Below are 18,476 nucleotides of genomic sequence, written 5' to 3'. Positions count from 1 at the left end.
TCGATATGTCCTGCGACCTGCTCAACTGCAAGCAACTGTAGCGGCACGCCGCCGAGATACAGTTCGATACAAAGACCTCGCCTCGCCTGCGCGAAAAGACGACGAGATGGCCGGTCCCGCCCGCCTGATCGTTTCTTATTATGGCGGCGGGGTCGCCTCCTACACTCCGATACATTTCTCCCTGAAGCCGGACACATCCCGGATACCTGCGCCCGACCAGATTGGCGCAGTTGCCGATCACGCCCATGTCGGCGGCGCCAAGATCCACTAAGGGCTTCAGAGGACACGATCATGACGCTTCTCGTCATTGCCTATCTCGGAGGGGCGCTCACCATCCTGAGCCCCTGCATCCTGCCTATCCTTCCCTTCATCTTTGCCCGTGCGGGACAGCCGTTCCTGCGCAGCACGCTGCCCATGCTGGCAGGCATGACCGCGACATTTTCGCTTGTCGCGACACTCGCTGCGATCGGCGGCGGCTGGGCCATCGAGGCCAATGAATTCGGGCGGCTTGCCGCGCTGTTGCTGCTTGCGCTGTTCGGCCTCGGCCTCATCTCTCCCCGCATCGCCACGCTCCTGAGCCAGCCTGTGGTCGGACTCGGCAACCGCCTGCTGAACGCGGCCGGAAAGCCGGGCAGCGTTCCCAGGGCCGCGGGCTCTCTGCTTCTGGGCATTGCCACAGGCCTCCTGTGGGCGCCCTGCGCCGGGCCGATCCTCGGTCTCGTGCTGACCGGTGCCGCCCTGCAGGGTGCCAATCTTGAAACCACTGTCCTTCTCGTCGCCTATGCTGCAGGGGCTGCGACCTCGCTTGCCCTCGCACTTTTCGCAGGCGGGCGGATCTTTGCCGCCTTGAAGCGGTCTCTGGGTGTCGGCGAGCGTATTCGGCAAGTCCTTGGCGCAGCTGTCATAGCAGGTGTCGGCGTCATTGCGCTCGGCCTCGACACCGGCCTCCTCGCCAAGCTTTCATATGCCAGCACGTCTTCCTTCGAACAGGCGGTTCTCGATCGTCTCCACACCCGGCAAGCCGAAGGCGGCATGGAGGTCGCAAGCGCCGACAATTCCATTCTCGCCCGCAACGGCAAGCTGTTTCACGCCGACCTTCCCGTCGAAGGACGCGCACCTTCACTGGGCGGTGCCGTGGAATGGCTGAACTCGCCGCCGCTTTCCACCGAAGCCCTGAAGGGCAAGGTCGTGCTCGTCGATTTCTGGACCTATTCCTGCATCAACTGCATCCGCACCGTTCCCTATGTCCGCGCCTGGGCCGAAAAATACAAGGATCAGGGTCTCGTCGTGATCGGCGTGCATGCACCGGAATTCGCCTTCGAGAAAAAAATCGACAATGTCAAAAAGGCAATCTCCGACTTCAAGATCGGCTATCCCGTCGCCATCGATAATGATTACAGGATCTGGCGTGCCTTCAATAACAGCTACTGGCCAGCCAGCTATCTGATCGATGCCAAGGGCAATATCCGCTACCACCATTTCGGCGAAGGCAATTATGGTCGGACCGAACAGGCGATACAGGATCTGCTAAGAGAAGCCGGCAGCGACGTAGCCACCGCTGCGCCCGTCAAGCCTGAGGCAAAAGGCGCAGAAGCGAGTGCCGACCTGAAGGATATCCGCTCCGGCGAGACCTATATCGGTTACCGGCAGGCCACCGGCTTTGCCTCGAACGAAGGCCTTCGTCCCGGCTCTTCCGGTACCTATTCGATTGAAACGCCAAGCCTCAACGAATGGGGTCTCTCCGGCAGCTGGACTGTCGGCGCGGAAGAAGCGACCCTCGACAAGAGCGATGGCGCGATCACCTACCGGTTCAGCGCCCGCGACCTGCATCTCGTATTGGGGCCGGACGGCTCTGGAAAACCGGTCCGTTTCCAGGTGATGATCGACGGCCACGCGCCCGGCGCCGACCACGGCACGGATACCGATGCCGACGGCAATGGCACGGTCACATCCACCCGCCTCTACCAGCTTGTCCGTCAGTCTGGCGACGTCACGCCCAGAACCTTCACCATCCGTTTCCTCGATCCGGGCGTACAGGCCTACGCCTTCACCTTCGGCTGAACCCCTTCCCTCACCTATTCCAACAACAAAGGATCACGACATGAACCGCCGTTTTATCTCCATGGCAGCCATCGCATTTGCCACCAGCGTCATCGCCTTCGCCGCACAGGCGGCGGAGGTGAAGAACATCGTCATCGTGCATGGCGCCCTTGCCGATGGCTCCGGCTGGCGCAAGGCAACCGAAATCCTCGTGGACCGCGGCTTCAACGTCACCATCTTGCAGGAGCCGATTACCTCTCTTGCCGACGATGTCGCCGCCACCAACCGCGTGCTGGATCTGCAGGACGGGCCGTCGCTCCTCGTCGGCCACAGCTATGGCGGCATGGTCATCACCGAGGCGGGCAACAATCCGCATGTCGCTGGCCTCGTCTACGTGGCCGCCTTCCAGCCCGATACGGGAGAAAGCCTGTTTGATCTGGCAAGCTCAAAACCTGCCAGTGGAATGAACATCCGCGAAACGAAGGACGGGAAATATCTCTACCTGGACCCCGCGTCATTCGCGGGTGACTTTGCCGGCGACCTTCCGAAGAAAGACGCCGAATTTCTCTCCAGATCGCAGGTCTTCGCCGCCAAGCAGGCTTTCGCGGCGAAGATCAGCGAGCCGGCCTGGAAGACGCGCAAGAGCTGGGCGGTCGTCGCCACCCATGACCGTTCGATCAATCCCGATCTCGAACGCGACATGGCCAGACGTGCCGGCAGCGACGTGACCGAGATTGAGGCAAGCCACGCCGTCTTTGCATCCCAGCCCGAAAAGGTTGCCGATGTGATCGAGAAGGCAGCAAAAGCCCTTTCACACTAAGACCCCGCAGATCTCCGATCAAACTGAGCCGCGCCCAAAAAGGCGCGGCTTTTGTTACGCTCCGAGCGGCGCACCAAGCAGAAAACGCCGAGTAATGCCGATGGCCTCGAGGAAAGCCTCGTCATGGCTGACCACCAGAAGCGCACCATCATAGGCAACCAGCCCCGCCTCCACGGCGGCGATGGAGTCAAGATCGAGGTGATTGGTTGGTTCGTCGAGAATAAGCAGTTGCGGCGGCCTTTCTCCCCCAAGGACACAGGCCAGGCCGGCGCGCAACATCTGCCCACCCGACAATTGTCCCGCTTGCCTGAGGCTGGCATCGCCACGGAACATGAAACGGGCGAGAGCTGCCCGGCAGGCATTTTCGCTGGCCCCGGCATTGAGACGCATGAAATTGTCCCGGATCGACAGCCGCGGTTGAAGCAGGCTGACCTTCTGGTCGAGAAAGGCGCATGACACCTCGACCCTGACGGACCCTGAAAACGGTGCTAGGCCTCCAGTGATAACGGACAGCAGCCTCGTCATGCCCGTGCCGTTCGAGCCGATGACGGCAAGCCGCTCGGGACCAGTCATTGTCAGCGAAACATTGGAGAGGACTGGGGCATCGCTTGCATAACCCGCAGTCACCTTGTCCAGCCGCAGCACCGTCCTCGACGCCACAAGACCCGTGGATGGCAGCGAAACCTTGAAGGGATCGAGAACCTCCAGGCGGTCGCGGGCAGCAGACACATCGGCCCTCGCCTCTCGCGCCATTCGGCTTGCGGCCTCGGCTTTTTCGCCACCAGTCTGCTCCGCACGCATGGCGCGGCCGGCAGCCGAGTTTCGCGGCATTCCGCCCTCTGCCGCCTTCCTTTTTCCTGCGCAATCGCGACGCGCCTGCCGCTCCGCTGTCTACTGTGCCTTGCGCTCGACGTCGCCGAGCCGCTTCTGTGCGTCGGCCAGATCATGCCGGGCCGCGGCAAGCTCAAGAGCCTTGCCTTCCCGGTAATGGCTCCAGTTTCCGCCATAACGGCTGATGGCGAGCGATGTCAGCTATACGATCGCATCGACAGTTTCCAGAAGCTCCCGATCGTGGCTGACGACGATCGCGCCCTGGCGCCAGCCGGCGAGAAGTTCGATCACTGCCGCCCGCCGTCCCGGTCGAGATTGTTGGTCGGCTCGTCGAGGATCAGGAAATCAGGTGCGTGATAGACCTGGGCAGCCAGTGCGGCACGGGTGCGCTGGCCGCCGGAAAGCCGAGCGAGCGACGTCGACAAAGGAATGGAGAGGACGAAACGCGCAAGCGCCGCTTCGATAGTCGGCTCCAGCATCCAGTCGATATCGGCCAATTCCTCGAGCGTTGCGTGCCTGCCTGAGCGCGCTCGAGTAGTGCCAGCGCATGACGGACACCGAAGAGATCGGCGACGGTGGCCCCTTCCGCGACCTGTACGCTCTGACGCAAGATGTGGATGCCTGCGGGTGCCGTGACAGATCCCGAAGCCGGCGGCAGTTCACCGGAGATCAATTTCAAAAGCGTCGTCTTGCCGACACCATTGCGGCCGACGAGCCCGGCCCGTTCGGGACCGAAAACGATATTCAGATCGGAGAAAAGCGGACGACCGTCAGAAGTGGACCAGGACAGATTGGAGAGGATAATGGAATGCGGCATGGACAAGGTTTTCCCGTATGGCAAGGCAAAGCGGCGTTGCGATCGGGTTGAAATCCATTGTCGACCATCCTGTTGGTGCTGCGGTGGTGATTTAGCGCGTAAAGACGGTGGGTTCACGGTATACGGCGACGCTAGTCCCAGGCGACCTCCCTGACCAGATCGACCAGCGCCCGCAGCTTGGCCGGAATATGGCGCCGGCCGGGATAATAGAGGCAGAGACCCGGATAGGGAGCGATCCAGTCGTCCAAAACCTCAATCAATTTGCCATCAGCAAGGTCCGCGGCGACCTGCCACGCATTGAGATAGGCAAGGCCGGCGCCTTCCCGTGCGGCCCGCAGCATCAGGTCGCTCTCGTCAAGCGTCAGCAGGCCCGGAACATCCAAGGTGAAGGCCTCGCCGTGCCGTTCGAATTCCCAGTGATAGAGAGAACCGCTCGCCATACGCGCCCGGATGCAATCATGGTTCTTCAGATCGGCCGGCACTTTCGGCCTGCCATGCCGCTCGAAATAGCCGGGAGAGCCGACGATAACGGGGCGAACGGAGCGGCTGATCGGCTGGATGATCATATCCGGCGGCACGGTCTCGCGAATGCGAATACCGGCATCGAAGCCCTGCGCATTGATATCGACCAGCGCGCCCTCCGTGACGATTTCGACCGCCATTTGCGTGTGGCGCCGCCTGTACTCCAGGAGAACTGGATTGAGCACCATGCGCGCCGCACCGACGGAGGTGTTGATCCGCAGGGTGCCGCTCGGCTCGGTGCGATGTTCATCCGCCAGATCGACCGCCTTGCGGATTGCCGCCAGCGCCGGTGCGATCTCGGCCACGAACTGCTCACCGGCGGAAGACAGGACGACGCTGCGTGTCGTCCTGTTGAATAGCCTCACGCCGATGCGGGCTTCCAGAACCGCGATCTGCTGGCTGAGTGCGGAGGAGGATATGCCCAGTTCACGCGCTGCGGCGCGAAAACCGCCATGCGTGGCCACAGCAACGACCGCCTCGAGTTCGGCCAGTGTCCCACGCAGCATTGTCCGCTATTCCTTATCAGATTGTCCTTTATCGCCCAGCTTATCAGATCAATGTCGAACCGCCAGATTAAGCCCATCATTTTCAAGGAGAAGACGATGCGTATCATCGACAAGATCTATATCGACGGCCAGTTCATAACCCCGCATGGCACGGAGATCGCCGATCTCCAAAATCCTTCGACGGAGGAAAAGATCGGCACGGTGCGTCTCGGCGACGTCGAAGATGCCAAGGCCGCGATCGCCGCGGCAAAGCGCGCCTTTCCGGCCTTTGCCCGGACAGGCAAGCGGGAGCGCATCGCCATGCTTGAACACCTGAGCGACGCCGTTGCCGCACGAAATGCGGAACTAACTGAGGCGATGGCGACGGAATATGGCGCCCCGCAATATTTCACCGGTTTTGCCGTCGTTCATGCAGCATCCAGTTTTCGGCACATGGCCGAGGTGCTCAAGGATTACAAATTCACGCGGCGGATCGGACGGGCTGAGGTCACAATGCAGCCCATCGGAGTAACGGCCGCGATTACCCCCTGGAATAGCAATTACGGCTTCATCTGCGCAAAACTCGCAACCGCAATCGCGGCCGGCACGACGATCGTGATCAAGCCGAGCGAGATGAGCGCGGTCCAGACCCAATTGCTCACCGAATGTCTTCATGAAGCAGACCTTCCGATGGGTGTCTTTAATATCGTCAATGGTCGCGGCGACGTTGTAGGAGCGGAATTCAGCCGGCATCCCGATATTGCCAAGGTGACGTTCACCGGCTCGACGGCCGTTGGTAGACAGGTGCTGCGTGCCGGTGCGGAAACCCTGAAGCGAGTGACGCTTGAACTCGGCGGCAAGGGGCCAAATATCATCCTTGACGACGCGGATCTCAACCGCGCCATTCCCACGGTCTTGCGGGTTGGCCTGATGAACAGCGGCCAGGCCTGCATTGCCGGCACCCGCGTTCTTGTGTCGGAAGCAAGAAAGGCCGAAGTGATCGAGAGACTGCGGGTAGAGATCGCAACCTTCAAGCCGGGTATGCCATCCGATCCGGCCGTGATGATCGGCCCGATGGTAAGTCAGAAACAGTATGAACGGGTACAAGCTTATATCAGACTGGGGGTCGATGAAGGAGCAGAGCTCATCGCCGGCGGCCCCGGCCGCCCACAGGGCATCAGCCATGGCTGGTTTTCGCAGCCGACGATTTTCGCGAATGTGACGAACGATATGCGGATCGCTCGCGAGGAGATCTTTGGACCGGTGCTTTCTGTCCTGTCTTACCAAGATGAGGAAGAAGCAATCCACATCGCCAACGACACGAGCTACGGGCTTCAGGCATATCTGCACGGCACGGACATGGAGCGAATGCAGAAACTGGCTAGCCGCCTGGATTGTGGCCGCGTCGTCATCAATGGCGCGCCCCACGAGCCGTTGGCCCCGTTTGGCGGTATGAAGCAATCTGGCATCGGCCGCGAGTTTGGCTCTTTTGGGCTGGATGCTTTTCTGGAGCCGAAGGCGGTATTGACTTAAGGCCGCACGGCGATTTTGTACGGCAGAAGCACCACTCGGTCGGTTGGCCCGAGTGGTGCTTCTCTTTGGCCTTGATAGGAATCGAACTCTATTTCCAGAACGATATCAGGTAACTTATTTGTTTTGGCGATGAAATGAGCTAAGGACAGTAATTTATATGACTTTCAGCGCTGTGAACTCACAAGGTTCGCCGCGGCTTCGTTGGCCGCAAAAAGTGCTGTTTTGACCGAATTTTCCTGAAGCAATCTTGCGGCCAATACGCCGATAAATTCGTCGCCTGCGCCATGCGTGCTGACCAGTTTGACTTTGATTGCCGGGATCGACGCCTCTTCGCCGCCGCGCATCGCGTAGGCAACGCCCGCTCCGCCAGCCGTCACAACGGCAACCGGAAATGATTTTGCAAGAACGCGCGCTGCCGCGATCGCAGCGTCGAGCGTGTCGACCTCGGCATTACCGGCCAGCGCTTCCGCCTCGACCGCGTTGACCACCAGAACGTCGATCAACTCCGCCAGTTCAGGCGACAGGTCCCTCACCGGCGCGGCATTCAGAACAACCTTACCGCCTGCTTTTTTCATCGCTGAGGCAGCAAGCACATTTGCCGGATCCGGCACTTCGTTCTGCAGAACGAGGATATTGCCCGCCTGAAACAGCGATGCAGCCTGCTTCACATCGGTTTGCCCGAGCTGAAGATTGCTGCCCGAGACGATGACTGCGCCATAATCCCCTTCGGAATCGAAAATTGCCACGCTCATGCCAGAGGCGGCGCCTGCGATCACCCTGACATGATCCAGTTCCACCGCGTTTGCGGCAAGATTGGCGGTCAGAGTGCCGCCAAAATCATCGTCACCCACGGCACCGATCATTACAGACCGCACGCCGGCCTTCGCGGCAGAAACCGCCTGGTTTCCACCCTTGCCGCCGCAGGCCGGGTTCCAGGCGGAACCGGTCACCGTTTCGCCCTTGCGCGGGCGCGCCGGACCTTTGACGATGATGTCGTAATGCAAGCTGCCGAAGACGACGACGGCGGGGATGGATGCAGTCATAGGAATTTGTCTTTCCGTTTGGAGGCGACGGCCGCCATGGTCTTTTCGAGATGGTTTTCTGCAGCGGTGTAATCGCGCTGCGCAACAGCCACGAATACGGCGTCGAGAATATTGAGCTGGGCGATGCGGGCGGCGGCGTTCTCGCCCATCAGCGGCGAACCCTGTGCTGTCGAACAGAGAACGACGTCGGCATGCTGCGCCAGCGGCGATTCATTATAGTTGGTGATTGCAATCGTGCGGGCACCGTTGCGTCTGGCGATCTGCATCGCCTCGATAACCGCCATCGTATTGCCGGAATGCGAGAACCCGACAGCAATATCGTCATTGCCGAGCAGCGATGCGGACATCAGCATCATGTGGGAATCGTCATAGACGCTGGCGCGCACGCCGATCCTCAGAAACTTGTGGGCCGCATCGCGGGCGATCTGCGCCGAACCGCCGACACCATAGAAATCGCGCTGACGCGCACCATGAATCAGGTTTGCAGCACGATCGAACGCTTTGACATCCATGATCGACAGGGTTTCTTCAAGCGCCTGGATCGACGTCCTGAACACTTTCTGGATGATTTCCTGGGACGTGTCCTCGATGGACAGTTCCTGGTGCATTTCCGCCGTTGGCAACCGGTTATACTGGGAAACCGCATTGCGGAATTCGCGATAACCCGCGAATCCCAGTTTCTTGGTGATCTTCACGACCATGGCTTCCGAGACGCCGGCATCGGTTGCGATCTCCTTCAGCGACGTGTCGTCATTGAAGCTGCGCAGTGCAAAGACGGTCTCGACCACCCTTGCTTCCAGCGGCGTCAGCAGTGGCAAGCGCATGCGAATGCGCGGGCCCACTGCCTTCGGATCCATGTTGTCGGAATTCATCCCCGTCCCCTTGTCGCGCGATCGATCATCATTGCGACAAGAATTATAAGGCCGGTTGCGAGAAGTTGATAGAAAGCCTGAACGTTCATCAACGTCAAACCGTTGCGCATGGCACCGAGAATGATGGCGCCGAGGATGGTGCCGACGATCGATCCCTTGCCACCCATCAGCGACGCACCACCGATGGCGGCAGCCGCAATCGCATCGAGTTCCCACAGATTGCCGAGGATAGGCTCTGCCGCGCCAAGGCGGCCGATCAGGATGAAAGAGGCCAGCGCGGCCAGAACACCGGAGATCACATAAGCGGTAATCTTGGTGAGCGCGATCGGCACACCGGCGACATAAGAGGCTTCTTCGTTGCCACCGACGGCGAGAAGATATTCACCAATCGGCGTCTTCTTGAGCAGGACCCAAGCGCCGAAGGCGACCACCGCAACGATGATGACCGAGTTCGGGATGCCGGCGACATTGCCGTTGAACAAAGACCGGAAGCTCTGCGGCACGCCGAGAACCGGATTGCCGCCCGTATAGATCAGCGCGATGGCGCGGTACGTGCTGAGCGTTCCGAGCGTGACGATGAACGGCTGAAGGCCGACATAGGCAACCAGCACGCCGTTGACGAGACCGCAGAAGGCACCGATGCCGAGACCGGCAAGCAGCGCCACCGGCACGGGCACGCCCGTGACAAGAAGAGCGGCCGTCAGAACGGCGGAAATCGCAGCCGTCGGGCCGACTGAAAGGTCGATGCCGCCGGAAATGATGACCAGCGTCATGCCGAGCGCGATGCAGGCATTGATGCTCGACTGCTGCAGGATGTTGATGAGGTTACGCTCGGACAGGAAGCCCGGCACCAGCGCCGCAAACACTGCCATGATGATGATCAGGCCGATGAGCGTACCGGCATCACGCAGCGAGAACGAGCTGAAGAGTTTCGAGGAACGCTTGGGCGTTTCGGCGGCGATATCAGACATGGGTGTGCTCCTGCGTCGAGGAATAGGTATTTGGCTCGGCATCGCCGACGGCGTGCGAGACGATGGCCTGTTCCGTCAGCTCGTGTCGTTCCAGCTGGGCGGCGATGCGGCCGTTGCGCATGACGATGACCCGGTCCGACAGCCGGATAACCTCGGGAAGTTCCGAGGAGACGACGATGACGGACTTGCCTTCGGCGGCAAGGTTTTCGATCAGATGATAGATTTCGGACTTGGCACCGACATCGATGCCGCGTGTCGGTTCGTCGAACAGCAGGATTTCAGATCCGGCGGCCAGCCAGCGGGCGATGATCGCCTTTTGCTGGTTGCCACCGCTGAACAGCTTGATCGAACGATCGATCTGGAACGGCCGCAGGTTGACCCGCTTCAGCAATGTTTCGGCAGTATTGTTAACCGTCGAATGGCTAACGACGCCGACCTTTGCGAATTTCCGCAAGGACGGCAGCGCCATGTTCAGCGACACCGGGCGCATGGGGATAATGCCCTCGCGCTTGCGCTCTTCCGGCAACAGACCGATCCCGGCAGAGATGGCGGAGCGCGGGTTTGTCAGCTTCAGCGCACGGCCGTCGATGCTGATCTCGCCGGATCCGATCTTGTCGACGCCGGCCAGAAGACGCAGAAGCTCGGTACGGCCGGAGCCGACCAGGCCGGCAATGCCGACGACTTCGCCGCGTCTTACTGTGAAGGAGACGTCGCGGACATGCGTGACCGCGGAGGAAAGGCCCCGCACTTCAACGCGAACGTCCTCCTTCACAAACGAATTATGTTCTTCCTGCATCAGCTCGCGGCCAACCATCATCGCGATCACGTCCGACTGGGCGGCGGTGCGCAGGTTGACCGTGCCAACCACATTGCCGTCACGCATGACGGTGCCCTGGTGGCAGATGCGGAAAACCTCATCCATCTTGTGCGAGACATAGATGATCGCCACGCCGGAGGCCGCCATCTTCTCGATGATAACCGCGAGGCTCTCGAATTCGGCCGGCGTCAGGCTGGACGTCGGTTCGTCCATTGCGACGATCTTGGCGTTTTCCAGCAGGGCGCGGGCGATCTCGACGATCTGCCGCTGCGCCACCTTCAGGTTCTTGATCGGCGTCGAAGGGTCGATCGACGGGTCGATCATAGCAAGCGCTGCGGCCGCGCGCTTTTCCTGCTCGCGACGATTGACCAGCAAGCCGCCGGCAGTCTTCAGCGGATGGCCGAGAAACATGTTCTGCGCCACGGTCAGATTGGGGATCTGCTGCAACTCCTGATGGATCATGGCGATGCCGGCGCGGCGGGCATCCTCGGGGCTCTTGAACGTGGCAAGCATGCCATCGACGTAAAACTCGCCGCTGGTCTGGCGCGACACACCGGACAGAATGCGCAGCAGCGTCGATTTGCCGGCGCCGTTTTCGCCGAGAAGAGCGTGAACTTCACCGGGCTTTATGGAAAAAGTTGCGTCCGAAAGCGCCTTTACGCTTGGAAAGGTCTTGGTGATGCCCTTGAACTTGAGGCGAGCCGTTGTCGTCATCTCGGTGCTTTCATCAAAGGAGGGGAGCCGGTCTCGGGAGGACCGGCTCCTGTTGCGATTACTGAGCGGACGCAGCATCCTTCATCAACACGGGTCGGACATCGACGCCGTCGCCCTTATACTTGGCAAGGTTGTCCTTGGTGATCAGCGCCTGCGGCGTGGCGACGACACGTGCCACTTTCTGGCCTGCGACGAGACGAAGTGCCGTTTCCATCGCCACTTCACCGGTCAGGATCGGGAAGCTGTCGACCGTACCGGTCAGCTCGCCGGCTTCGATCGACTTGTAGGCGTCGGAAATGCCATCGGTGCCGAACACGGCGACCTTGCCGAGCAGGCCCGCAGCCTTGACCGCCTCGATGACGCCGAGTGCCATGCCGTCATTGTTGCAATAGAAGCCGACGAGGTCGGGGTTCTGCTGAAGAATGTTGGTGGCGGCATCGTAGGACTGCTGGCGATCCCAGTTACCCGGAACGCTGGCAACGACCTGGAACTTGGAGTTCTCGCCGATCGTGGACTTGAAGCCCGCCGTGCGCTGGACAGCGGCAAACACGCCGGCCTGGCCTTCGATAATGGCGACCTTGCCGCCTTCGGGACGGTTGTCGATGAACCACTTGGCAACACGTACACCGTTGTCGCGCTGGACGTTGCCGACATAGTGCTCGGCCTGCGGCACGACGGCATCGTTCACGTTGACGACGGGGATGTTGGCTTCCTTGGCCTGTTCCATGACCGGCTGCAGGTTGGCATCGGTCTGCGGTGACACGAGAATTACGTTGAAGCCGGTGGTGACCATGCCTTCGGCAATCGTCAGCTGACCCAGCTGATCGCCTTCGCTCTGCGCTGCCTGATAGGCAACGGTCGCGCCAGCCTTCTCACCGAACTTCTCGTAACCTTCGCCGAGTGAACGCCAGTATTCGTTGGTGAGCGTCTTGGAAACGCCGCCGGCGCGCGTGCCCTCCGGAATTTTCGGAAACGCGCCGTATTTCGCTTCAAGCTGCGACCAGTCAACCCGGTCCTTTTCGGTATCCGAGTTGAGCGGTGCAAGCTCCTGCGCGAAGGCCGCGCTTGCCATCAGCGCCAGCGCCATGGCGGCAATGGCGGATTTCAGGTGTCTGTTCATGGTATCCTCCCAGGTGTGGTTGTTGGAATAGAAGATGTCTCTTGGAGCCTCTTCAAGCGACGTCGCCGAGCATTGCCTCCTGAATAATCGACTGCGCGGTGACGGCATCCTGACGGTCGATCGCGCTGCCGAGGCGGTTGTCGCCTTCGAGGCGATCAACGACCCTCAGCATGCGCTTGACGGTCTGAACGTTGACTTCGCATTCATGAACCGGATCGAGGCCGGTCATGTCCGGGAAAGTGTCGAAATAAATCGCACCATCGTAGCCGTCACGACGGATCTGGCGCAGCAGTTCGATGGTCTGGATCGAGTGCACCGCACCGACCATCAGACCGTCATCGCGCTTGGCATAACCGTCATTGAGGTGAACGCCGAGCAGACGGCTGTGGCGGGCGATCATGGCAGCGGCGAAAGCCGGCTGCTCGTCGGCATAAAGCACATGCGCGAAATCGAGCGTGACGCCGAGGTTGGCACATCCGGTTTCTTTGATGGCCAGAAGCGTCGTGGCGCAATCCGGCATCAGGCTGTAGGAGCGCGGCTCGTTGGGCTTGTATTCGATCGAGATCAGGCAGTCGGCGTCGTGCTCGCAAACTTCACGAATTCCGTCGATTTCGTGTTGCCAGATGCGATCATAGTCCGCCTGGAAGGCGTAATCGAAACCGTCTTGGCCAAGCCAGATGGTCATCAGGTTGGAACCTGCTTCGCGGGCGGCATCGATGCCAGCCTTGGTCAGGTCGATCGCTTCACGGCGAACCGATTTGTCGGGATGGGTGAAGGCGCCGAGCTTGAACGCCGGATTGGTGTAGTAGCGCATGGCAAAGCCGTTGATTGCCAGGCCCATGTCTTCGAGCTTGCGCTTTAGCTCAGTCGGCTTTTCACCAACGTGATCAGGATAATTGAGGTCCAGATCCGTCAAGCCATCAACCTTGCCGGCACGCGCTGCCATCTGCAGGACCGTCGGCTTGCCCTTTAGGTCCGGCCATTCGCCCGCAGGGTTCGAAGCGAAGGAGTTGAGGCGGGTGGCAAAACGGAGGTTCGACAATGTCTTTGGCCCTATCGAAAATGATCAGATAGCCAAACTTCACAAATTCATTATGATTTGTAAAGAAAAATAGTTTCTGCAATGCAACATGCGTGTGCGGATTGTATTCTTAAGACGCAACGCATGCCCGCAATTCAAGCAATTATGTGCGGCATTTGACTGTGGTCTTTTCCAGCGAGAGGCTGGTCAACGAGTGGCTGAGCCACGAGAGCTATGCGTTGACGAGATAGTTCCGCTCTTGGACTGCCTACGGAGAGCTTCGCCATGCGGCCTTCAAAGGCTTGCGCGAGTTCCCCTCCAAATACCGTAGCGTGATTTGAATGGGGTTGGCTTGAAAACCGGCCATTTCTACGCGCCGCTTAAGGAGTGGCGCTTTGCCACCAACACCTTGGGCAGACGGCAACGGACGATCGAAGTAATGCAGGGCATGCTCAAGTGGAACCCGAACGACAATCAGGGGATTCGCTTTTTGATAACATCAGAGTATCTGCGCGCCGGTGAAGCCACGCGCGCATCCCGTATCCTGAAAAAGGAAGGGGATCACTTCCGCCCTATCAATACGAGGCTGCGCTGATCGAAATCGCTGCCGGCCGCATGGTACAAGCCGCAACGACCCTCAGACGCGCCTTTATTGCCGCCGGCTACATCGCCGAGATTCTCTGCGGGATGACAGACCCATTGCCGCTGGCGATCTGGCATGGCTCGAACCTGGCGGAGCCGGAGGTTGCGCGATCTTATGCCGAGCTTTAGGCAGATCTTTGGCACGTGACCCCCGTCGGCCCTCCAGTTCCTGCGTTGGGTACACATGCATGCCAAGATAATGTCCGAACGCGCAGCAATCCTCGGCATTAAGGAAGCTCTCCTGTGCGAGCGTGACGGAGAAGCGAGACGGAAGCTCCTCGACAGGGAAGACATGCTGCGGGATTGGATTGACGACCGGTTGTCGTTGGAAATCGTTCCCAAGCGGCAAGACCGGCACAATCGGCTCGTAGAACCTTGGGTCTACCAACATTAGAAAATTCGGCCGTGTGTTTTCCCCTGCCTTTCAGAGAAACGAATCCTCGACTCGTTGTTTGAATTCGCTATGCTTTGATCTGCCTGCTTGACCGTCCATCATCGATCCCTCTCATTGTTGGTGTGACGGCAACACCATGAATGAAAATTGACGCAACGACGATTAAAAGCACGGTCGCCCAGACGGTCTCCGCACCTAGGAATTCCGCATGAGCAGTCGCATAGACAAGATAATAGATAGACTTAAGACCGCGGATGCCGGATACAGCGATTATGATCTCCTCTTCGTGAAATTGTCCTGATCCTATAAAAGATATCCAACCCAACAAAGGGCGAACCAGAACGCGCGAGAACAGCGACAACGATCAGCCGCCAATCGATGGTGAGCCATAAGCCGGCCACGTGCTGCAATGGATCCAAGGCAGACCAGGAGTACCATCATGAGCAATTGCTCGATCTGTTCGGCGAGGTCATGAAGCAGTTAGGGGGAATGCAACGATGCATCTGCTCTCCGTGAGTGTTAAAGGTGATAACTCGGCCTGGACCTCACAAACCGCATCGGTGATCGATGACTATATTTTCCGTCCGACACATCACGTCTTATCGCTATAAGCGGCCGGTCGAGTTCGGAGACCACAAGCTGCTTTTCAGACCAAGGGACAGTTTCGATCAGACATTGCTCAGTTCCCGTCTCCTGATTGACCCGGAACCAAAATACATTCGCTGGATCCACGACGTGTTTGGAAATTGTGTCGCGGTGATCGGGTTTGCGCAGCCCGCAGATGAGCTTCGTTTCGAAACCATCATTCGGCTTGACCATACGCCTTACGTCGCAATCGATCTGCAGATTGACGAGGAGGCTTTGACCTATCCTTTTTCATACGACACAGACGAAGCGCTTGACCTAGAGCGAACCATCCAACGCCACTATGCCGACCCGGATGACCAGGTAAGCAAATGGGCGCGGCAATTCGTGCGGATCGGACAGTCCACCGACACTGGTCATCTACTGATGACGATGTGCTACGCCATTCATGAGGGTTTCGTCTATGCCCGACGACACGAGCATGGAACGCAAGCGCCGACCGAGACACTTAGGCTTCGTCGAGGGACATGCCGCGACTTTGCGCTGCTGATGATGGAGGCCGCAAGATCACTTGGGTTCGCGGCAAGATTCGTCACCGGCTATATTTACGTTCCAGACCGTGACGGATCGACCACTCTCGGCGGCGGCTCCACCCATGCGTGGTGCCAGATTTATTTGCCCGGCGCAGGTTGGGCGGAGTTTGACCCCACCAATGGTATCGTCGGCAACCGTGATCTCATCCGTGTTGGCGTGGCGCGCGATCCGAAGCAAGCGATGCCTCTGTGGGGAAGTTACGACGGAACAGCCGCCGACTACGAGAGCATGTCCGTCCAAGTCAATGTCACCACGGACGCTCGTATCTTAGCCGAGATCAGCTGATTGGAACGCATTGCTCACCCCAACGTTGCAGCACAACCAAGTCTCACGGCAATTCGCCGGCGCGAAGGGATTTTATGATGAAAATACGTGCCGGCTTCCATCTTGGATATGAGTGCGACCGATCCACCCCAATGTTACTCGTCCTGAATATTCATCCGTCCCGGCGCGCGGATCTACTGACCGAGCAGACATTGAATTTCGACCGAGCGATCGAGGCATGGGGTTATATCGATGGCTTCGGCAATGCCTGTAGCCGAATTGTTGCGCCAGCCGGGCTTACGACGATATCGACTGAGTTCGAAATCTATGACGGCGGTCTGCCGGATCCCATTCCACAAAACGCCTGCCAGCATGAGATCAAGGATCTGCCCGACGACGTCTTGGTCTATCTACTTGGCAGCCGCTATTGCGATACCGATCATCTGGCTGACTTTGCGTGGGCGCAATTTTCTTCCACCCCGTTCGGCTGGCCACGAGTGAAGGCAATTCTCGATTTCGCGCACGGCCATATCAAGTTTGATTATAAGAAAGCTGATCCCCTTCGGACGGCTTTTGGTGGATATACGGACCGCGTGGGCGTTTGCCGTGACTTCGCCCATCTCGCCATAACGCTGTGCCGTTGCATGAATATACCAGCCCGTTACTGCACCGGATATCTCGGCGATATCGGCGTGCCAAAGGACCCGAATCCGATGGATTTTAGTGCCTGGTTCGAAGTTTACTTGGGTGGACATTGGCATACAGTCGATGCCAGACATAATACGCCGCGCGTCGGCCGAATTCTGATGGCGACCGGTCGTGACGCAACCGACGTGGCACTTACAACCGCGTTCGGAACAGCGAAATTATCCCGTTTCGAAGTTAAAGCCGAGGAGGCTCTCTGAAGGTGAGCAGACATAATATAAAATCCTGGTTGACCGATATGGACGGCGTACTGGTGCATGAAAACAAGGCAATCCCAGGCGCGGTCGAACTCATACAGCACTGGCGAGCGACCGATACACCGTTCCTGGTCCTGACCAACAATTCGATCTATACGCCTCGCGATCTTAGTGCCCGGTTGCACAACAGTGGACTGGAGGTGCCGGAAGAGCGCATCTGGACCTCGGCGTTGGCAACGGCTGCTTTTCTTAAGGACCAGACCCCTGCCGGCAAAGCATTTGTTATCGGAGAAGCCGGGCTGACCACTGCCATCCACGAGGCGGGCTTCATCATGACCGACACCGATCCCGACTATGTCGTGCTTGGCGAAACCCGTTCCTACTCGTTCGAGGCAATCACCAAAGCCATTCGTTTGATCAATATGGGTGCCCGGTTTATCGCAACAAACCCTGATGCCACAGGACCGAGCGCCGAAGGCGCTCTTCCCGCAACGGGCGCCGTCGCGGCACTGATCACGCGTGCGACCAGCCGCGAGCCTTATATAGTCGGCAAGCCAAACCCTATGATGTTCCGTTCTGCCCTCAACAAACTCGGCGTGCATTCAGAAGGTACCGGCATGATTGGCGATCGCATGGATACGGACATCGTTGCCGGCATCGAGGCAGGCTTGCACACCGTGCTCGTCCTCAGTGGCATTGCCGACAGAGCAGAAATTGCGCGCTACCCGTTCCGGCCAAAGCTAGTGATTGATTCGGTTGCGGATTTGCTCGCCCACGTCTCGTAGCACGGGATGGGCACGCGTCTAATAATAAAGGGTTCATCCTCACTTTCTGCAATTCAGCGGCATCATTCTCGCACTCATCAGTTCCGGGCCGGCGCGACCGTACATTGCTCGCTTCAGTACCTTGAGGCGGTTGATCTGACCTTCGGCTTGACCGTTGCTCCAGGGGAGTTCGATTGCATTTTTTACGGCATCAATATCATGGCGCAAAACGCTGGCGAAACGCATGATTGCCGTGAGCTCGGTGTCGACGGCATCGTCGATCCATTCATCCAGTGCCTGCGAGCTCGTGCTGCGCAAGATGCCGTTGAAGCGCATAGCCAAGCCACGCATAATCGCGAACGCTCGAGAGCCCTGCTTCAATGCATTGACCTTTCTGGCCTGAAGATCTGTCAGCAGGCCGCGCGGTTTTATGCACAAAGCTGCGGCCACCACGGAGGAAATCATATGGCCTGTATCAGGATCGCGGACGGGTTCTGAAACATCCATTTCCGGAGGCGGCTCGTCGAGTTGAATGTTTTCGACTTCACGCCACACTTTCAGCAAGCGCTCGAGATTTGAGCGGCTGCCGGTATAACCGCGGTTCTTGATGTCGTAAAACAGATGGCGCCCAACCCGATTTCCATCTTTCCAGCATTCAGCCAGGAAAGCTTCAAAATAGAGTGGCGATGTCTTATTCAGCGCTGCCCGGTTTCTGTCTCGAGGTG

At 58.9% G+C, this 18,476-nt stretch carries 16 protein-coding genes and 1 pseudogene; 8 read left to right on the top strand and 9 right to left on the bottom strand.

The annotated features are described in order from the left end of the window. Positions 1–106 precede the first annotated feature (106 nt). From ACI3K0_RS23875 to ACI3K0_RS23865, 3 genes are read left to right on the top strand one after another with little or no spacing between them, the layout of a single operon-like run. Positions 107–271 carry a hypothetical protein gene (locus tag ACI3K0_RS23875; RefSeq protein WP_404946371.1) on the top strand — a complete coding sequence of 55 codons (165 nt, stop codon included), beginning with the start codon at positions 107–109 and terminating at the stop codon, positions 269–271. A gap of 20 nt (positions 272–291) precedes the next feature. Further along, a complete protein-coding gene (locus ACI3K0_RS23870; protein WP_404946370.1) occupies positions 292–2,061 on the top strand; it encodes a cytochrome c biogenesis protein DipZ in 1,770 nt (589 codons plus the stop codon). A gap of 40 nt (positions 2,062–2,101) precedes the next feature. Beyond that, on the top strand, positions 2,102–2,860 hold the full coding sequence (locus ACI3K0_RS23865) for an alpha/beta fold hydrolase (RefSeq protein ID WP_404946369.1): 759 nt from the start codon (positions 2,102–2,104) through the stop codon (positions 2,858–2,860). 54 nt (positions 2,861–2,914) lie between these two features. Here the strand turns inward: ACI3K0_RS23865 and ACI3K0_RS23860 are convergent. Both ACI3K0_RS23860 and ACI3K0_RS23855 read right to left on the bottom strand, forming a co-directional pair. Then, positions 2,915–4,508: pseudogene (locus ACI3K0_RS23860) on the bottom strand (ABC-F family ATP-binding cassette domain-containing protein). Positions 4,509–4,639: 131 nt separating this feature from the next. Further along, the gene (locus ACI3K0_RS23855) at positions 4,640–5,536 is read right to left on the bottom strand and encodes a LysR family transcriptional regulator (protein ID WP_404946368.1); all 897 of its coding nucleotides are present in this window, start codon (positions 5,534–5,536) and stop codon (positions 4,640–4,642) included. A 96-nt stretch (positions 5,537–5,632) separates the two neighbouring features. Between ACI3K0_RS23855 and ACI3K0_RS23850 the strand changes: the two genes are divergently transcribed. After that, positions 5,633–7,048, top strand: a complete 1,416-nt coding sequence (locus tag ACI3K0_RS23850) for an aldehyde dehydrogenase family protein (RefSeq protein ID WP_148147919.1) — start codon at positions 5,633–5,635, stop codon at positions 7,046–7,048. Positions 7,049–7,212: 164 nt separating this feature from the next. Here the strand turns inward: ACI3K0_RS23850 and ACI3K0_RS23845 are convergent, their stop codons facing one another. Genes ACI3K0_RS23845 through ACI3K0_RS23820 form a run of 6 tightly spaced genes read right to left on the bottom strand, consistent with a single transcriptional unit; the run spans position 7,213 to position 13,627 of the window. Further along, positions 7,213–8,091 (bottom strand): ribokinase, encoded by an 879-nt coding sequence (locus tag ACI3K0_RS23845; RefSeq protein WP_206829058.1) that lies wholly within the window; start codon positions 8,089–8,091, stop codon positions 7,213–7,215. After that, complete coding sequence (locus ACI3K0_RS23840; RefSeq protein ID WP_148147921.1) at positions 8,088–8,963, bottom strand: MurR/RpiR family transcriptional regulator; 876 nt, start codon at positions 8,961–8,963, stop codon at positions 8,088–8,090. Before ACI3K0_RS23840 ends, ACI3K0_RS23845 begins: the two co-directional genes overlap by 4 nt. Continuing rightward, positions 8,960–9,934: an ABC transporter permease gene (locus ACI3K0_RS23835; RefSeq protein WP_148147922.1), complete on the bottom strand. Its 975-nt coding sequence runs from the start codon at positions 9,932–9,934 to the stop codon at positions 8,960–8,962. Before ACI3K0_RS23835 ends, ACI3K0_RS23840 begins: the two co-directional genes overlap by 4 nt. Further along, the gene (locus ACI3K0_RS23830; protein ID WP_404946367.1) at positions 9,927–11,465 is read right to left on the bottom strand and encodes a sugar ABC transporter ATP-binding protein; all 1,539 of its coding nucleotides are present in this window, start codon (positions 11,463–11,465) and stop codon (positions 9,927–9,929) included. The genes ACI3K0_RS23835 and ACI3K0_RS23830 overlap by 8 nt, the downstream gene beginning before the upstream one ends. Before the next feature lie 58 nt (positions 11,466–11,523). Next, positions 11,524–12,585, bottom strand: a complete 1,062-nt coding sequence (locus ACI3K0_RS23825) for a substrate-binding domain-containing protein (RefSeq protein WP_404946366.1) — start codon at positions 12,583–12,585, stop codon at positions 11,524–11,526. A gap of 52 nt (positions 12,586–12,637) precedes the next feature. Beyond that, positions 12,638–13,627, bottom strand: coding sequence for a sugar phosphate isomerase/epimerase family protein (locus ACI3K0_RS23820; protein WP_404946365.1), 990 nt, complete (start codon positions 13,625–13,627; stop codon positions 12,638–12,640). Positions 13,628–13,958: 331 nt separating this feature from the next. Between ACI3K0_RS23820 and ACI3K0_RS23815 the strand changes: the two genes are divergently transcribed. The 4 genes from ACI3K0_RS23815 to ACI3K0_RS23800 all read left to right on the top strand — a co-directional run bounded on the left by ACI3K0_RS23815 (position 13,959) and on the right by ACI3K0_RS23800 (position 17,772). Beyond that, positions 13,959–14,201 carry a hypothetical protein gene (locus tag ACI3K0_RS23815; RefSeq protein WP_206829063.1) on the top strand — a complete coding sequence of 81 codons (243 nt, stop codon included), beginning with the start codon at positions 13,959–13,961 and terminating at the stop codon, positions 14,199–14,201. A gap of 1,008 nt (positions 14,202–15,209) precedes the next feature. Then, complete coding sequence (locus tag ACI3K0_RS23810; protein WP_206829064.1) at positions 15,210–16,106, top strand: transglutaminase family protein; 897 nt, start codon at positions 15,210–15,212, stop codon at positions 16,104–16,106. A gap of 77 nt (positions 16,107–16,183) precedes the next feature. Continuing rightward, positions 16,184–16,990: a transglutaminase family protein gene (locus tag ACI3K0_RS23805; RefSeq protein ID WP_206829065.1), complete on the top strand. Its 807-nt coding sequence runs from the start codon at positions 16,184–16,186 to the stop codon at positions 16,988–16,990. 38 nt (positions 16,991–17,028) lie between these two features. Then, on the top strand, positions 17,029–17,772 hold the full coding sequence (locus ACI3K0_RS23800) for an HAD-IIA family hydrolase (protein WP_148147939.1): 744 nt from the start codon (positions 17,029–17,031) through the stop codon (positions 17,770–17,772). 39 nt (positions 17,773–17,811) lie between these two features. Here the strand turns inward: ACI3K0_RS23800 and ACI3K0_RS23795 are convergent. Then, the coding region (locus ACI3K0_RS23795; protein WP_404946364.1) for a transposase at positions 17,812–18,476 on the bottom strand (665 nt) is incomplete at its 5' end.

It is taken from the genome of Rhizobium sp. ZW T2_16 (assembly GCF_044987325.1).
Lineage (GTDB): Bacteria > Pseudomonadota > Alphaproteobacteria > Rhizobiales > Rhizobiaceae > Neorhizobium > Neorhizobium cellulosilyticum.
This window is presented reverse-complemented; position numbering and strand designations above follow the sequence as displayed.

Bases quoted from the DNA above. Each gene is read 5' to 3' on its own strand.
- ACI3K0_RS23870 (WP_404946370.1), top strand. From the start codon at position 292: ATGACGCTTCTCGTCATTGCCTATCTCGGAGGGGCGCTCACCATCCTG.
- ACI3K0_RS23830 (WP_404946367.1), bottom strand. From the start codon at position 11,465: ATGACGACAACGGCTCGCCTCAAGTTCAAGGGCATCACCAAGACCTTT.
- ACI3K0_RS23855 (WP_404946368.1), bottom strand. From the start codon at position 5,536: ATGCTGCGTGGGACACTGGCCGAACTCGAGGCGGTCGTTGCTGTGGCC.
- ACI3K0_RS23845 (WP_206829058.1), bottom strand. From the start codon at position 8,091: ATGACTGCATCCATCCCCGCCGTCGTCGTCTTCGGCAGCTTGCATTAC.
- ACI3K0_RS23800 (WP_148147939.1), top strand. From the start codon at position 17,029: ATGGACGGCGTACTGGTGCATGAAAACAAGGCAATCCCAGGCGCGGTC.
- ACI3K0_RS23810 (WP_206829064.1), top strand. From the start codon at position 15,210: ATGACTATATTTTCCGTCCGACACATCACGTCTTATCGCTATAAGCGG.
- ACI3K0_RS23850 (WP_148147919.1), top strand. From the start codon at position 5,633: ATGCGTATCATCGACAAGATCTATATCGACGGCCAGTTCATAACCCCG.
- ACI3K0_RS23825 (WP_404946366.1), bottom strand. From the start codon at position 12,585: ATGAACAGACACCTGAAATCCGCCATTGCCGCCATGGCGCTGGCGCTG.
- ACI3K0_RS23840 (WP_148147921.1), bottom strand. From the start codon at position 8,963: ATGAATTCCGACAACATGGATCCGAAGGCAGTGGGCCCGCGCATTCGC.
- ACI3K0_RS23835 (WP_148147922.1), bottom strand. From the start codon at position 9,934: ATGTCTGATATCGCCGCCGAAACGCCCAAGCGTTCCTCGAAACTCTTC.
- ACI3K0_RS23865 (WP_404946369.1), top strand. From the start codon at position 2,102: ATGAACCGCCGTTTTATCTCCATGGCAGCCATCGCATTTGCCACCAGC.
- ACI3K0_RS23805 (WP_206829065.1), top strand. From the start codon at position 16,184: ATGAAAATACGTGCCGGCTTCCATCTTGGATATGAGTGCGACCGATCC.
- ACI3K0_RS23875 (WP_404946371.1), top strand. From the start codon at position 107: ATGGCCGGTCCCGCCCGCCTGATCGTTTCTTATTATGGCGGCGGGGTC.